This is a genomic window from Bradyrhizobium sp. AZCC 1577 (genome assembly GCF_036924575.1).
Taxonomy (GTDB): domain Bacteria; phylum Pseudomonadota; class Alphaproteobacteria; order Rhizobiales; family Xanthobacteraceae; genus Bradyrhizobium.
Window position 1 is genome coordinate 1,987,775 of record NZ_JAZHRQ010000001.1, and the last position, 14,529, is coordinate 2,002,303.

Annotated in this window: 11 protein-coding genes; 8 read left to right on the forward strand and 3 right to left on the reverse strand. The window is 58.0% G+C overall.

Annotation, left to right across the window (positions count from 1 at the left end; translation table 11 throughout):
* The first annotated feature begins 9 nt into the window (after positions 1–9).
* From V1278_RS09280 to V1278_RS09305, 6 genes are all read left to right on the forward strand, one after another.
* Positions 10–330, forward strand: a complete 321-nt coding sequence (locus tag V1278_RS09280) for a DUF485 domain-containing protein (RefSeq protein ID WP_334380426.1) — start codon at positions 10–12, stop codon at positions 328–330.
* On the forward strand, positions 327–1,850 hold the full coding sequence (locus tag V1278_RS09285; protein ID WP_334380427.1) for a solute symporter family protein: 1,524 nt from the start codon (positions 327–329) through the stop codon (positions 1,848–1,850). Before V1278_RS09280 ends, V1278_RS09285 begins: the two co-directional genes overlap by 4 nt.
* A 66-nt stretch (positions 1,851–1,916) precedes the next feature.
* Positions 1,917–2,663 carry a haloacid dehalogenase type II gene (locus tag V1278_RS09290; protein WP_334380428.1) on the forward strand — a complete coding sequence of 249 codons (747 nt, stop codon included), beginning with the start codon at positions 1,917–1,919 and terminating at the stop codon, positions 2,661–2,663.
* 48 nt (positions 2,664–2,711) lie between these two features.
* On the forward strand, positions 2,712–3,788 hold the full coding sequence (locus V1278_RS09295) for a hypothetical protein (protein WP_334380429.1): 1,077 nt from the start codon (positions 2,712–2,714) through the stop codon (positions 3,786–3,788).
* A complete protein-coding gene (locus V1278_RS09300) occupies positions 3,785–4,027 on the forward strand; it encodes a DUF2798 domain-containing protein (protein WP_334380430.1) in 243 nt (80 codons plus the stop codon). The genes V1278_RS09295 and V1278_RS09300 overlap by 4 nt, the downstream gene beginning before the upstream one ends.
* Positions 4,028–5,007: 980 nt before the next feature.
* On the forward strand, positions 5,008–5,592 hold the full coding sequence (locus V1278_RS09305; protein WP_334380431.1) for a DoxX family protein: 585 nt from the start codon (positions 5,008–5,010) through the stop codon (positions 5,590–5,592).
* A 580-nt stretch (positions 5,593–6,172) separates the two neighbouring features.
* On the opposite strand, the gene V1278_RS36875 is transcribed toward V1278_RS09305, so the two are convergent.
* Entirely contained in the window at positions 6,173–6,499 is a 327-nt protein-coding gene (locus V1278_RS36875; RefSeq protein ID WP_442894623.1) for a DUF3551 domain-containing protein, read from the reverse strand.
* Between the two features lie 112 nt (positions 6,500–6,611).
* Here V1278_RS36875 and V1278_RS09310 point away from each other — a divergent pair, with 112 nt between their 5' ends.
* The gene (locus V1278_RS09310; RefSeq protein WP_334380432.1) at positions 6,612–8,360 is read left to right on the forward strand and encodes a porin; all 1,749 of its coding nucleotides are present in this window, start codon (positions 6,612–6,614) and stop codon (positions 8,358–8,360) included.
* Positions 8,361–10,541: 2,181 nt separating this feature from the next.
* On the opposite strand, the gene V1278_RS09315 is transcribed toward V1278_RS09310, so the two are convergent.
* Both V1278_RS09315 and V1278_RS09320 read right to left on the reverse strand, forming a co-directional pair.
* A complete protein-coding gene (locus V1278_RS09315) occupies positions 10,542–11,918 on the reverse strand; it encodes an ATP-binding protein (RefSeq protein WP_334380433.1) in 1,377 nt (458 codons plus the stop codon).
* Positions 11,915–12,580, reverse strand: coding sequence for a response regulator (locus tag V1278_RS09320; protein ID WP_334380434.1), 666 nt, complete (start codon positions 12,578–12,580; stop codon positions 11,915–11,917). Before V1278_RS09320 ends, V1278_RS09315 begins: the two co-directional genes overlap by 4 nt.
* A 103-nt stretch (positions 12,581–12,683) precedes the next feature.
* Here V1278_RS09320 and dsbD point away from each other — a divergent pair, with 103 nt between their 5' ends.
* Positions 12,684–14,516, forward strand: coding sequence for a protein-disulfide reductase DsbD (gene dsbD, locus V1278_RS09325; protein ID WP_334380435.1), 1,833 nt, complete (start codon positions 12,684–12,686; stop codon positions 14,514–14,516).
* Positions 14,517–14,529 lie beyond the last annotated feature (13 nt).

Sequence of the window (14,529 nt, forward strand, 5' to 3'; positions counted from 1 at the left end):
GGGAGGACTATGGACCACACTGGGACGTCTCGTGAGGCTGCACACGCCTCCATAAGGCTCTTGGTAGGCGAGAAACTCCGATATCTCATCCCCATGACGGTCATGTTCATGACGTGTTACATCGGGCTCACCGTTCTTGCTGCGTTCGCGAAGGATTTCGTCGGAACGAAGGTCGTCGGCTCCGTCAACCTTGGCTTCGTCCTGATCGCTTTCAATTACGTGCTGTCATGGGGGCTTGCGATAGCCTACGGCTCTATCGCGCGAAATAGATTCGATCCGCTGGCAGCGCGCGCCGCTGCCGCTTCCCGAGAAGGGGAGTTGGTCAGATGAGCATCACCCTAGGAATTTTCGCCTTTATACTGCTGATCACTATCGGGATTACCTATTGGGCTGCCAAGCAAACGGCGACGACCAGTGATTTCTATGCGGCCGACAGCGGACTTACGGCGGCCCAGAACGGCTTTGCCTTGGCTGGCGACTGGTGCAGCGCCGCGGCGTTCTTGGGCTTCAGCGGACTTACCGCGCTCTACGGAATGGACGGAGCGTTCTATGCCCTCGGTCCCCTCGTCGCGTTCTGCACCGTGCTTTTTCTTATTGCCGAGCCGATGCGCAACACGGGCAAGTATACGCTCGGCGACATTGTCCGTAGCCGAATGCAAACCAGAACTTCGCTTCTCGCCGTCATAGTAGGAACGATCGTCGTAAACTTCGCGTATCTGATGCCGCAGATGGCAGGCGCGGGAGTTCTTGTCCGGCTGCTCACAGGCATCTCGTATGATTGGGCCGTGATCTTCGTCGGGATCAGCATGATCGTCTATGTCGCGTTCGGCGGCATGCTGGCGACAACATGGGTCCAGATCGTCAAAGCGGTTCTCATGATGAGCGCCGGGGCCATCATCCTAGTGATGATCCTCTCCATGGTGAAGTTCAATCCGCTGACACTCTTCGAGCAAGCCGAGAAGAAATACACGGCGAGCTATTTGCTGCCCGGAAATTATCTGAAGAACCCGTTCGACCAGATCTCCCTCGGGTTGGGTTATGTACTCGGCCTCGCAGGATTGCCCCACGTCATGACGCGCTTCTACACGGTGCCGGACGCCAAGGCGGCGCGGCGTTCTGTGGTCTGGGTAATGTTTCTCGCCGGAGTGTTCTTCGCCTGCACGACCATTTTCGGTTTGGCAGCTGCGGATTTCCTCGGTCAGGAGACCATTCGCGCCGCAGAAAAGGGTGGCAATCTCGCGCTTCCCCTGCTTGCCCAGCATCTCGGCGGAGGCGAAGGAAGCTTCGGCGGGGATCTCATGCTTGGCTTCGTCGCCGCGGTCGCCGTGGCGACTATCCTGGCAGTGGTTTCGGCTTTAACGCTCTCGACATCGAGCACGATAGCGCATGACTTTTACGTCAACTGGATCAAGCATGGCGGCGTAGAAGGCAAGCAGGAAGTTTGGATCGCGCGCACGAGCGCCGTTCTGATCGGGGTGCTTGCGATCGCACTCGGCATTCTCGCCCAGGGCGTCAACGTTGCAGTGCTGGTCATTCTGGCGATCTGCATAGCGGCGAGCGCCAACTTTCCAGTGTTGGTGCTATCGCTCTTCTGGCGGCGATTCAATACAGGTGGCGTGATCGGCGGAATGACGCTGGGGCTCGTATCGTCGGTCGTGTTGGCGATGATCGGGCCGGCGATGCGCGGCGCAGATGCGTTCTGGCCGCTCGTCAACCCAACGATCGTGTCGCTGCCGCTGGGCTTCCTCGGTGGTGTGCTGGGAACATTATTGGCCGGTCGAGACTTCGACAACGAAAAGCGCTTCGACGCGTTCTTGTTCCAGGTGCACACCGGCGTAGAACCGAAGTGAGCCGACCCTCCCATGGCCCTTCGTGCGAAGTTGCCGGAAACCCAACCCCCGAACGAGAGCTAACCAGTGACCATCAAAGCAGTTGTTTTCGACGCATACGGTACCCTTTACGACATCCAGTCGGTTGCCTCGATCACCGACGTGGCATTTCCGGGCTATGGAGAAATGATCACGCAGATTTGGCGCATCAAGCAGCTTGAATATACCTGGTTACGCTCCCTGATGTGTCGCTATGAGGATTTCTCCGTCATTACCCGCGAATCGCTCGCATACACCTTAAGAACCCTCGGTCTGAAGTACGATGCCAGCGTGTTCGAGCGGATCATGGAGAAGTACGTGCATCTCGATCCGTATCCGGACGCGAGGCGGACCCTGACCGATTTGAAGCAGTACAAGCTCGCCATACTATCGAATGGCAGCCGGGATATGCTGAACACCCTAGTTCGCAATACCGGTTTGGACGCAGTCCTCGACGCAACCATCAGCATCGACTCAAAGCGGATATTCAAGCCCAGCCCAGAGGCCTACTCGCTGATCGAAGGCCGCCTCGGCGTCACGCCCGCGCAGGTCATGTTCGTTTCCTCCAATCCATGGGATGCCATCGGCGCAAAGTCGGTTGGCCTGAACACGGTCTGGATTGAGCGAGTGTCGCCTGAAGCGATGGCGGAAGCCTGCCGGAATAGCGATCTTGTGCCGCCGCTGACGATGTTCAAGGCTCTGCGGATGCAAATGGACGAACTCGGCGTGGCGCCCGATCATCGGGTCCATGGACTCTCGGCGCTCGCCGATATCCTTTCGTCGGTACCAGCGTAACATCTACCCAGCAAGATAAGGATATCCAAATCAAGAAGGAAGTTCTCCATGTCCAAGTACAACATTCTTATCCTGGGTGCATCGTACGGTTCGCTTCTCGCCTCGAAGATCCTCTTCGGCGGTCATTCAATTAAACTGGTTTGCCTGCCGGCGGAGGCGGACCTCATCAATTCCGAAGGGTTTCGCGTCAGGATTCCGGTGCGCGGCCGAAGCGAACCGGTCGAACTCGATTCGCGGCGGTTGCCTGGCCGAGTGTCAGCGGTGGGAACAGCGGAGATCGATCCGCGAGAATTCGACCTCATCGGCTTAGCGATGCAGGAGCCACAATACGGTTCGCCGGGCGTTAGAGAACTTCTGAAAGCGATCGCGACGTCTCGTGTGCCGTGCATGTCGATCATGAACATGCCTCCACTTCCCTACATGAGGGGCATTTCGGGAGTGAATTCTGAACAGCTAAAGCCTGCATATACAGCGCCAGCTGTGTGGGATGATTTCGATCCGGCGACCATGACGCTCTGCAGTCCGGACCCGCAGGCCATAAGGCCACCCGACGAGAAGGTAAACGTACTTCAAGTCACGCTGCCGACCAATTTCAAGGTTGCACGCTTCGATGTCGAGAAGGGAAACGAGATCCTCCGACAGTTGGAGCAGGAGATCGATGACGCGCGGCTCGATACGCCGGAAGGCGGGATTGAGTTGCCGGTGAAGCTGCGGTTCTACGATTCCAAGTTTGTTCCACTGGCGAAATGGGCGATGCTGATGGCCGGCAACTATCGCTGCATTACTGAAGGCGGTATGCGAAGCGCGCGAGACGCTGTCCATTCAGACCTTGAAGCCTCGCGATCCATCTACGAATTTGTGCTCGACGTGTGCGTGAGTATTGGAGCTGCGCGTGAGGAGTTGGTTAGCTTCGAGAAGTACGCGGCAGCGGCCGACGGCCTATCGCGTCCCGCGTCAGCCGCTCGTGCGTTGAACAATGGTGCTCCTAACATCGAGCGGGCTGACAAACTGGTTCAGCTTGTCGCGAGACAGAAGGGCATGAGTCATCCGATCCTCGACGAAGTCGTAGCTCTCGTCGATCGACGGCTGGAGGCAAATCGGAAATCAAAGTCCGCAGCAGCATGACAACGCATCTTGTGCCACGGATCTCCCGCAAGCATGAGCACTTCGTGTTCGGCGTAATCCAGTCCGGCCTTACAGCGGGGATTGCTTCGGGTGTAGCAAATGGTCATCTTATTAAGGAAGGCACGTTTGTCCTCAATTGGATCGGGTCCTGGCTGACATCGTGGGCCGTAATGGTTCCGGTTGTGTTGTTCGCCGCGCCGGCAATTCGCCGAATAGTGACCTCGATGACCTATGACTAACTGGTTCTAGTCCGCAGGCAAGCTGGCGGCTAGAGTTCACAGGTTCGCTGATGAAGCAAGGCCGGGCGCTAAACTGTGACCACCCCATCGGATGTCCGTAAAAAAAGATAGTTTCCATCAAGCGTTAAGAAGGCACCGCGGACGCACCGTTGTGCGCTCGCAGCTCTTTCTCAGAAATAGCGAATTGACGATACCTGGATCGCCATAGCGGCGCACGACGAGAAATCTCGTGATGCGATTTGTCCTAAGTACTATTATCTTACACGAGCGGAACTGATCGCGATGCCGCGAGGGAAGTCGAGCTGCGAATATTGGGTGCAGCCCGACGTCTGTCAGTTATTTATTCCTCGGGTACCACTGGCGGGCGATATCCAATGCGGATTGTGCTGACTTGACTGGATCTGCCACTGGGTGGGCTGATCAGTAACCCAAGGTGGCTTCGCAAGGGGGCCCGTTACCCATGGCTGCGTGGCACACGCGCCGACCCGCGGCGCCGCATGCACGAATGAATGCGCTGCGCCTGGTTTGGGCGTTAGTTCCCCCGCCGTATCGCTGGCGCGAGGGAGGTGTAGGGCCATTCGGCTGCGTGTCGACCTTGGCACGTTCGCGCTTAACCGCTGGTCCATGCGCTCTGGAACCGCTGACCTAACTGGTTGAGCTCGATTTCCGGAACGTGGAGTCCCGTCGACGCGGTGTCCAGATGATTGGCGTGCACCGTTAGAACCGGCCAGCGTCGCGCCAGGACTATTCTCTCTCGTCAGACCGGGCGTCCTTAAGGTTCGCTTAAGGCGGTATGCCTCTTCTCATTCCAGCAGGCAGCTGAAAGGAAAGCGCGTCATGCGTGGTGCATGGTTCCCTCCGGTCGCTCGCTGCACGATGCGATGCGCATTCTCACCATCCTTTGAATTCACGCATTGGCAACTGCATCATGCCCACGTCCTGCGCAGCGGTAACATTCCACGAAAAAGAGAAGTGAAGCAATGACTAAGTCAAGAACGCCCTATGACAACACGAAAAGCGCCGCCAGCGGCATCGGTCGAAGCGTCGTGGTATTCCAGCAGCTACTCTCTTCCTCGGTGGGCCGCTGGGCACCACTTCCGTTGCGTCTCATCGTCGGGTACGGATTTGCCGCGCATGGCTTTGCAAAGTTGTTGCGCGGCGGCGATAATTTCACGGGAATTCTGCATGCGATGGGACTGCCCATGCCCCACGTGTTTGCCTGGATAACAATCGTAACGGAAATCGTCGGAGGATTTTGTATCCTGCTGGGGGCACTCGTTCCGATCGTCAGCATTCCGATGGCTATCGTATTGCTGGTCGCTATCTTCACTGTCCATCTACCGTATGGGTTCTCGTCGATAAAGCTTCAAGCGATAACTCCGAACGGAGCGCACTTTGGTCAACCGGGGTATGAAACTGATCTGCTTTATCTGGCCGGTCTTGTTGCGCTTGTCCTTGGTGGTTCTGGTCCCCTCGCAGTGGACAACTGGTTGCTCCAACGGTTAGCTACCGCGCCTGGCGCGGCCCGCGAAGTCGTTAGGCGGCAGACCGATCTCGATGCTTAAGTTGGCTCGCTCGCAAATGCAGGCACGTGTTTGCGAGCGGCTCACTCGCTATATAATCCCTTAATTGGACGCTCCTCTCAATGCCGGAGCAGATGACCGGCCGTGGGCTGCCCCGGGTACGTCTGGAGGAGAAAACGATCGTAATCGGGACCATGCGCTCCGCTTAGGTCCGACGTAGATGTGCCCTGTTACGTAGGAGACATTCGCCACGTAGCGCGCACGATGCGCTGAGGCGCCGACATGAGCGGCTCTGGGCGCGCAAGCGCCGCCTCCGTTGTTCGGACAGGTTGCAGCGTTTTGTTCAGTACCTGCATCTGAACGACGACGTTGTGATGGCGAGATCGCCACTGCAGGAACCGAACCCGCCGTTGCTAGGCGCCAGGTTCCAAGCTCGGCGCGGAATTCCGCCCGAGCCTACAGGATCTTCTGGCGAGAACGCGAGGTTTCCGATTCCGCAGAGGCTCTCCGCGGCGGCCGGTTGTTCGACGTGGCTCGATGTGAGCGGCCCAGCCGCATCGTTCGTTCGGGTACGACTAAGCTGCGGCTGGACAGTATCTCGGGGATTACGCTGGGCTTGCGGTTATCTAGCGTGCCTGTGGCTTAGTTTGCCATGGGCATCGTGTGACGGCGCTTGCGCGATCAGACGCGGGTTCTCGATGCATTCAAAAGCGGTTCCAGAGGCTGTCTGCAGGCATTGCTCGCGCGTAGCAAAATCGCACTGTACCGCACCCTCTCGCTGGGTGCACCAAGCATATTCTGAACCATAAGCCGGTGGGGGGATAATCGAGCTGATTCCGCCAATGTTGGCGGCGGCAGTGATGACGAAGGGCATTGCGATTGCCCGAACGCGCGTAAGCGTTCGCTTAATCAAGATCGCGGCAACTGTGTAGCAACGTGTCTGGAGCATCTTTCCCTCATATTCGCTGAAAGCGATTGACGTTGGGAAAGTGTGATCGCGCAGCTTAAGCCGAGCTGAAGGGCACCATCGATGTCGTTGGCTCTTTGGCGCCTCGCTCACAATGAACGACGAATTCGGGTCAACTGCGGCGCAGTCCACCAACGCTTGGAGTGTTGCCGAGGATTTGCAATATCGAGGTGAAGCCCTCCGCTGGAGTCGGCACAAGCTTCAGATTGGCTTAAGCTACGAGGCGATTTTGCCCCTCAAAGCAACTGGCCTGGCTTTCTCGATTCGTCATGGATCGTTTTGCCGGTCCAAATTGGGAGGCATCGCCGTGAGAGCAATAGTATCTACAGCCGCCATTCTTGGATTTACGACTGCGACCTGCGCAGGCGAGCTTCCTAAGGCTTCATTGGAAAAGCTCCCAGCTTCGCAGAGGGTGGTCAACAACGGATTGGAAGGACTAAAGAAGCAACAAAGAAAGTTCGGCGCTCGAGTTCGGAAGTCTGCGACTGCGACGAAAGTGGAGCTCCCGGCAAACGCGGTGGCTGTGACCAAGGGTCCAAAGGTGCCTGTGGATGATAGCCTGACTTGGCATGGCCTCACGCTATATGGCCAGATCGATGTGGGACTGACCTATCTGAGTCACGGTGCACCGTTGAGCCCCACTGCAGGGACCGGCGTGAACTATCTGATTGCGAGAAACAGCAACAGATCGTATTTCGGCGTAGGCGCCAATGGATTTGCTGGGTCGTTCATCGGCCTAAAAGGAGAGCAGGACATTGTCGATGATTTCGCGGCCATATTCAAGCTTGAAACCGCATTCAATCCGCAGTCGGGCCTGCTTTCCGACGGACTCGGGTCCATAGTGCACAACAATGGCTTGCCGATCGACAGGCAGAACTCGTTTGCCGATTCCGCCAAAGCCGGTCAGGCTTTCAACGTGGCGGCTTACGCAGCTCTGCGCTCTCCCACCTACGGCACACTGACATACGGGCGGCAAGCCGCTTTGACCTCTGAGGCTGTAGTAGCCTACGACCCGATGGCGAGCGCCAGTGCTTTCTCGGTCATTGGCTTTCAGGGCGCCACCGGCGGCGGCGGCGATACAGAAAATCGGATTCTCGACAATTCACTCAAGTATGCCGTGAATTTCGGCTCCGTGCGTGGCGCAGTTCAAGCACAGATTGGCTCAGGCCCCAATGCAGGACCCCGCAACGCAGTGCAGGCGCAGATGGGCGGGGATTACCTGGGTCTGTCAGTCGACGCGATCTTCAGTCAGATCAACGGCGCGATCTCTGCGAGCCCGCTGCCATTTCCACTTCCTAATGGCCTGCCGACGAATATCGGGAAGGGACTGGTCGCCGGAACGATCTCGGACAATACCAGCTACATGCTGGTTGCAAAGTACGCCACCGGTCCGTTCAAGTTCTTCGGCGGATATGAGCACATCCAATTCGCGAACCCGAAAACACCGTTGAGCCCAGGCGATTTCATCGCCGGCGGCTATGTGCTCGGGACCGTGGCCAACAATAGCTTTACTACGGACAGAGTGCTTCAGATATTTTGGACCGGTGCGACATACGCAGCCAGACCTGACCTCGATTTGAAAATCGCCTATTATCACGAAGAGCAGAATGGTTATCACGGAGCACCGGGAAGCAACTTTAATGCCGGCCGCTGTTCGAATGCCAGCCTGACGCAATGCAGTGGCCAGCTCAATGCGCTCTCGTTCTTGATGGATTACAAATACTCGAAACATTTGGATGTGTATTCCGGCATAATGTGGTCGCAAGTGTCGAACGGCCTAGCAAGCGGCTTTCTTCAGAGGTCTACGATTGATCCGACGGTAGGGCTCCGGTATCGCTTTTGAAGCACCGCGCTTTATTCCGCAAAGCGTTCAGCTCTGGATGCCGTCTCCCCGTTCTCCTGTTGACGGCTCTCGATGAAGTGCCGGGCGTCGGGGCCGTTTTTCGGGGCAGGCAGTCCGTTTCCAGCATGCAGCTCCAGAAATGCCTGCCTGCGCGGTCAATCGCTACCGCAAAAAAGGTCGAGCGTCGCTATGAGGTGCTTGATACTCATCTAAAGGGACGCGAGCTCATCGTTGGGAGCGACTATGCGATCCCTGAGATTTCGGCGTGGGCATGGCTGAATCGTGCTCCCCGCGTCTTGTCGGGTGATTGTCGACGCCAGTCCGCCGTGTGGACGAGAAAGTAGGCTGTAAGGTGAAGGGCCTCCGGTACCTGCCAAGGCAACAACTACAGTAATGGGAATCAAATGAGATTTGGTGAACTGCCGTCAGCGTCTAGCCCTTCCTGGTGTCGGCAGTTCGCCAAGGAGGGATGACAGCACCATGATGACCCAGATCGGCTATTATCAGTTCCAATAGCCGGGGTCGACAGTGTCGCGCAAACAAGCCGAAACGCCGCAATCTCTCTCAATCAGATTATGCGTGTTCTGGGGCGCGCAGCTCTTGCTATGGCGGGCGCAATGTGCGGCACATTCGTTGCCCCTCGCGAGGGCGAGTGAGGCATTCGACTCCGAGGGAATTATAGCTCTGACGATACTGCTGGAACAGTCGCATTCTATCTTGGTGTCGATGTTCCCCGACAAGGGCGATTTCATTCCTCAGCGGAAGGAGTGACGCTCAACAAGATAGAGTTGCTTAGCGCAATGGGAACATTTCTCGCGGCTCTCTGCGCGCTCATCTCAGTCTATGCATTTGTGTTCGACAAGGACCTGCGATCAGGCTGGGCTTTGACAGTAGGCCTCTCATGGATGCTCGGAATTGCCATGCAAATCGGCGCAGGCTTAGTCGGACGGGGTCGTCGAATGGCATTATGAATGTTTCCAGATAGAGGGCGAGGAGTTCACGGACGGACGGCGGGGACCGTCGTCTGATTCTGGCAGGCGGCAATGATGTCGTCGGCCAAAAGCAGGACAGGCTTCCGCTCTTGGCCTCTAGCCGAACTAATTGGAGGCTACTCGCACTCCGCTTTCGAACGTGAGCGGACCAACCCTGACCAGAGGGACGGGTTGATCCGAAAAAGCGGATGTCCGTCCAAGGCCAGAAGCGGCGAAGATCGAGTCGAACCAAGCGCAGTGCCCCCTAGCAGCGCAGCCCATGCGGTCAACGAGATGACCTGGCGCCCGTCTTCTACGCGGCTCAAAGCGTGGGCAGATCTCAATCTGCTGTCGCGCGCGAAATGATCGCGCAAACGCCCGTCATTCGAGCGATCGGGTGGTGTACAAAACGCCGAACCGCGTGGAAGATCGGCTCGACCGGCAATGGTGGCTCGGTCGTGGTAATCTCGCGAGCCATTCGCGCTCCGATTGCCTCGCCGAGCTTGCGGGTGGGGCAACGGCTGACGTCAGTTCTCCAGACTTATGGAGAGGTACGAGAAGCGTCCTCACTAGCGAAAGAAACATCGGCCAATGCGCAAGGTGACGATACATGCTGGCGATGAGATCCACGTCGGTGTCCTCACCAAAACAGTTTAGCTCTTGGACCAGGCAGCCAGCGCCGGAGGCATCTCAGCGATCGCTGTGAGGCGCGGAAGAGCCACGCGATTAGGGCGCGCATAGGAAAGTGCGCCGCCATTGTTTCAGGTGGAGTTTTGTCGGCCGCAAAACGAGCAAGAATGGTGAAAAGCAGACGAGCGCCAAGGCGTTCGTATGTTATAGCTGTCGAGAACATCCCGGATGTCAGAGAGCGCCGATGCCCCGATGCCAGCCGCGAGAGGCGTTGAGATGGCCAGGACCGAAGGCAACGGCAGGCTTGCGCGAATCTGTTCAGCAGGCGCGATTGCAGGTCCCTGGTAGAGGGGCTTCAACGATCCCCATACCCACTCGAGCGCGCCCGGCATAGTCGCGAGGTGACGCCAAAGAGGTTGACCACTTCGACATCTAACGTGCTGCGGATATCGGCAAAAATCTCCGCTATCACGCCCGTCGCACCTTGTTCAGTGATAGCAGGGACCGGGTCGCTATACGAGTAATGGATCATATCCTCTGTCCTCCAAGGAACCGTCCTATGCCGGCAACAGATGGGAGCTCACGGTGAGGCCATGGATGTGAGATTCTTCGAGGGACGTGGATGGCGAGGCCACAGCATTTCCGCGCGCAAGCCAGATGCGTCGATCCGGTTGCCCAGACGCAGCCGCGCGCCCCCCGCCTCCAGCGCCAGCGTGACGATTGAGAGGCCTAGGCCGCTGCCAAGAGCCGTCTTGTTGCGTCCACGAAAGAAACGATTGGTGATCAACTCGAGTTCGTCTTCCGGAACGCCAGGCCCGCTGTCCTCGACGAACACCAGAGTGCCTTCTTTGGTGCTTTCCGCTGACCAGCGAATGGAGCCACGTTGCGGCATATGACGAACTGCGTTCTCATGCAAATTCCGGATGGCAAGGAGCAGCGCGTCCCGATTGGTAAGTACAATTAAGCTTCGCAACGTTGGATCGACGGCGACATCAGCGTCCTGGTCGGACGGCGGCAAGTTACGGAGGACTTCTTGCACGACATCGCCGACACATACCGGCGCCCTTGGCGTTTCCCGGTCGGAATCGAGCTTTACGATCGCCAATAGCTGTCGGACCAGGCGCGCGGTCCGGTCCACGGAGAACAGTATTTGACGTAGTGCTGCCTCCCGAGTGCCTTGGTCCGGCGCGGTCATTGCGATCTGGGCTTGGGTCCGCAGGCCCGCGAGGGGCGTTCGGAGTTCGTGCGCCGCAAAGGCCGTCATGTCTCTCTCGTGGCGCAACGCGTCCCTTACCTTCCCGAAAAGATTATTCAAGGAAACAACCATGGGCCAAATTTCGGCCGGAACGTTTCCCGCTTCCACCGGAGTCATATCGTCGGCATTGCGACACTTTAGATCCCGGGCAAGCGCTTGGAGAGGCCGGAGGCCGCGGTTGAGACTCGCCCAAATGAGGAGCGCAAGGAGCGGAACTGTCAGGAGCATGGGAGCGGCCAGCCCCTTCATGATATCGGTTACGAAGGCCTCCCGCAAACCCAGGCGATCCCCTACAAGAACCCGAACATTCTTTACTGGATCCTCAGCCGTGAATACCCGCCACGTTTCCCCCTTGATCGTACGTTCCGAAAATCCTGTTCGCGTATCGCCGAGACTCTCGCTGGGTGCACCGCTGGATCGCGCAACCAAGCGGCCGTCAAGCGACCAGATCTGGCAGGAGAGTTGGCGTTCGTAAGTCAGGTAGTCGGTGGCGTGACTCGCTCCGGCATCCTTTTCGGGCGAGCCGATGCCGTTGCTCGAGGCGAGAGACAGGACCATCCGTGCAGCTTCTTGAAGACGCGAGTCGAGGACGTTCTCGACCTCTCGGCTCGTCCCGACATAGATCCAACACGTAGCGGCAAGCCAGATAACGCCCGTTGCGGCGACCAGGATGAAAAACAGTCTGTGCTTAAGGGAGCTCATGATATGATGGGCCTCATCCGATAGCCGATGCCACGAAGCGTCTCTATCCTGGCGCGCCCAATCTTCGTGCGCAGCTTGTGGACGTGGACTTCAACCGTGTTGCTTTCGATGTCTTCCTGCCAGCCATAGAGGCGCGCCTCCAGATCGTTCTTGGACAGAACGACTCCGGGGCGATCCATAAGGGCCGATAGGATGGCGAATTCCCGGCGCGATAGGCTGACCTCCGCACCGCCAATCGTAGCCGTCAGTCGGGCAAGGTCGAGCGTCACACCGTCGTGGGACAGGAAAGATGTCGCGCGCCCTTCCTGCCGGCGGCTGATCGCACGAATCCGCGCCGCGAGCTCGTCCAAATCAAAGGGTTTGCCTAGATAGTCGTCGGCGCCCACGTCCAATCCCCTGATTCGATCCGAAACCTCATCAAGGGCAGTGAGGAGAAGCACGGGAATACGATCGCCTTTGGCACGCAAGGAGGCCAGCAACTCTAGCCCCGATCCATCCGGAAGCATGACGTCGAGTACAACCGCGTCAAAAGCGTCAAAGGCGAGCGCCGCCTGTCCGTCTGCACAGCTTGAAACGACGTCGAGGGTAGCTCCATGGAGGCCGAGGCCGACCTTCAGGCCGTCCGCGAGCACGGCATCGTCCTCCACGACTAAAATCCGCATGAAAGCCGCTTCCTTTCCTGAATTTTTCCGTCGGCCGCCAACCTTAAGACTGGCTTAAGGTAGCGACGCCACATGGCCCCTGTTCGTTTCGGAAAGGGTCTCCATGCCATACGTCCGCATTCTCGGATTTGTTACCTTGCTGCTTGGCTTTATGGCTGGTGCCGCGCCTGCCGGCGCTGGAGAAATTACACCGCCGGATCAGGCTTTCCGGTTCCACGCCGAAGCGGCCGATAACGGCGGAGTGCGCGTAGGATGGTCAATTCTGCCCGGACACTATCTCTACCGCGACCGGATTCAGGCCTCGGTCGATGGGCGGCCCGTTCGGATCGAAACCGTACCCGGCGAGCCGAAGGACGATCCAAATTTCGGTCCAACCGAGGTTTACCACGCGTTGACCATGGCCACCGTCGCATCCGACCAATTGCCCGAGAAAGGCGCGTTGCTTGTGACCTATCAGGGCTGCGCAGAGAATGTAATCTGCTACCCGCCCATTTCGAAGGTTATCGATCTTCCCTCCTTACTGTTTAGCGACGCTCCGGATGGCGCGGCCACGGCCCCAGCCTCTGACCAAAGCGCGGATCAATTCCGGGTGCCGGCGGCGCCCACTACGAATGGAGTAGAGGAAGAATCGACGGCGCTGTTCGGCCAAGGGTTGATTTCGACCATGTTCGCTTTCCTTGGCTTCGGCATTTTGCTGTCGTTGACACCTTGCGTGTTTCCCATGATCCCGATCATGTCGGGCATGCTGGCGCGCACCGAGGGCGAGCTATCTCTAGGGCGTAGCTTCGTGCTTTCAGCAGCCTACGTCCTCGCGATGGCTATGGCCTATGGTTGCCTTGGCATCTTCGCCGCGTGGTCAGGCGAGAATCTTCAAGCCGTATTGCAGACCCCCGCGGCAGTCCTCGCGATGAGCCTGGTATTCGTGGCGCTCGCGCTTTCCATGTTTGGCCTTTATGAGCTTCAACTTCCGCAATCCTGGACGGCTAGGCTCGCGCAAAAGGCAGGAAACAGGGGGTCGGTCGGAGGCGCTGCTGCGCTCGGTTTTGGCTCTGCCCTGATTGTCGGCCCTTGTGTCACGCCGCCGCTCGCCGCCGCCCTGATCTATGTGGGACAGACCGGGCAGGTATTGCACGGTTCGCTTGCCTTGTTTGCGCTGGGTCTTGGCATGGGACTTCCCTTCGTCGCCTTTGGCGTGTTGGGCGCCAAGGTGCTTCCGCGTTCCGGCGCGTGGCTCATGCGCACCAAGCATATTTTCGGTTTTGTGTTCTTTGCGCTTGCCGTCTGGATGCTGTCGCGTGTCCTGCCTGTCCGACTTGTGGCGGCGACATGGGGGGCTCTGTTTCTCGCGATTGGAGGCTACTTGGTTTTCACTTGGGCGCAGGCTAAGCCCCGCAAGGGTGCTCATGTTGCTGCGGCGGCGCTCGGCGCATTGAGCGTTGTTTACGGTGGAGCGCTCGCAGCGGGTGCCGGTGCGACCGTCTATGAGCCACTTCAGCCCCTGGCGGCGATCGGACTTGTGACGGCTCCTGCAAACGCAGCCGGTTCGCCCGACGGATTACATCTCGTCACCAATAACTTCCGAATCGTGACGAATGGAGCCGATCTCGACAAAGCGATCGATGTTGCCCGGAAGCAGGGGAGGACGATCATGGTCGATTTCTCCGCCGAATGGTGCACAGAATGCAAGCTCATGGAGCGTAACGTCTTCTCGCAGGAAGTCGTACGACAGGCATTTCGCCATTTCGTGCTGATTAAAGCTGACCTCACGCATTTCGATGGCGACAGCAAAGACTTGATGAAGCGTTTTAGGGTCGTAGGGCCGCCGACCATCGTCTTCCTCAGTCCAGAAGGCCGAGAAATCCAGGCGGCCCGGATTGTCGGGGACGTCGGCGTCGCGGGGTTTCTCAGCAAGCTGGCCAAAGCCATCCGGACCTAACTGCTATTCTTAA

What these genes read in the sequence shown, in the direction of transcription:
- V1278_RS09285 (WP_334380427.1), top strand. Translation starts at nt 327, where the DNA reads ATGAGCATCACCCTAGGAATTTTCGCCTTTATACTGCTGATCACTATC.
- V1278_RS09305 (WP_334380431.1), top strand. Translation starts at nt 5,008, where the DNA reads ATGACTAAGTCAAGAACGCCCTATGACAACACGAAAAGCGCCGCCAGC.
- V1278_RS09310 (WP_334380432.1), top strand. Translation starts at nt 6,612, where the DNA reads ATGAACGACGAATTCGGGTCAACTGCGGCGCAGTCCACCAACGCTTGG.
- V1278_RS36875 (WP_442894623.1), bottom strand. Translation starts at nt 6,499, where the DNA reads ATGCTCCAGACACGTTGCTACACAGTTGCCGCGATCTTGATTAAGCGA.
- V1278_RS09295 (WP_334380429.1), top strand. Translation starts at nt 2,712, where the DNA reads ATGTCCAAGTACAACATTCTTATCCTGGGTGCATCGTACGGTTCGCTT.
- V1278_RS09315 (WP_334380433.1), bottom strand. Translation starts at nt 11,918, where the DNA reads ATGAGCTCCCTTAAGCACAGACTGTTTTTCATCCTGGTCGCCGCAACG.
- V1278_RS09300 (WP_334380430.1), top strand. Translation starts at nt 3,785, where the DNA reads ATGACAACGCATCTTGTGCCACGGATCTCCCGCAAGCATGAGCACTTC.
- dsbD (WP_334380435.1), top strand. Translation starts at nt 12,684, where the DNA reads ATGCCATACGTCCGCATTCTCGGATTTGTTACCTTGCTGCTTGGCTTT.
- V1278_RS09320 (WP_334380434.1), bottom strand. Translation starts at nt 12,580, where the DNA reads ATGCGGATTTTAGTCGTGGAGGACGATGCCGTGCTCGCGGACGGCCTG.
- V1278_RS09280 (WP_334380426.1), top strand. Translation starts at nt 10, where the DNA reads ATGGACCACACTGGGACGTCTCGTGAGGCTGCACACGCCTCCATAAGG.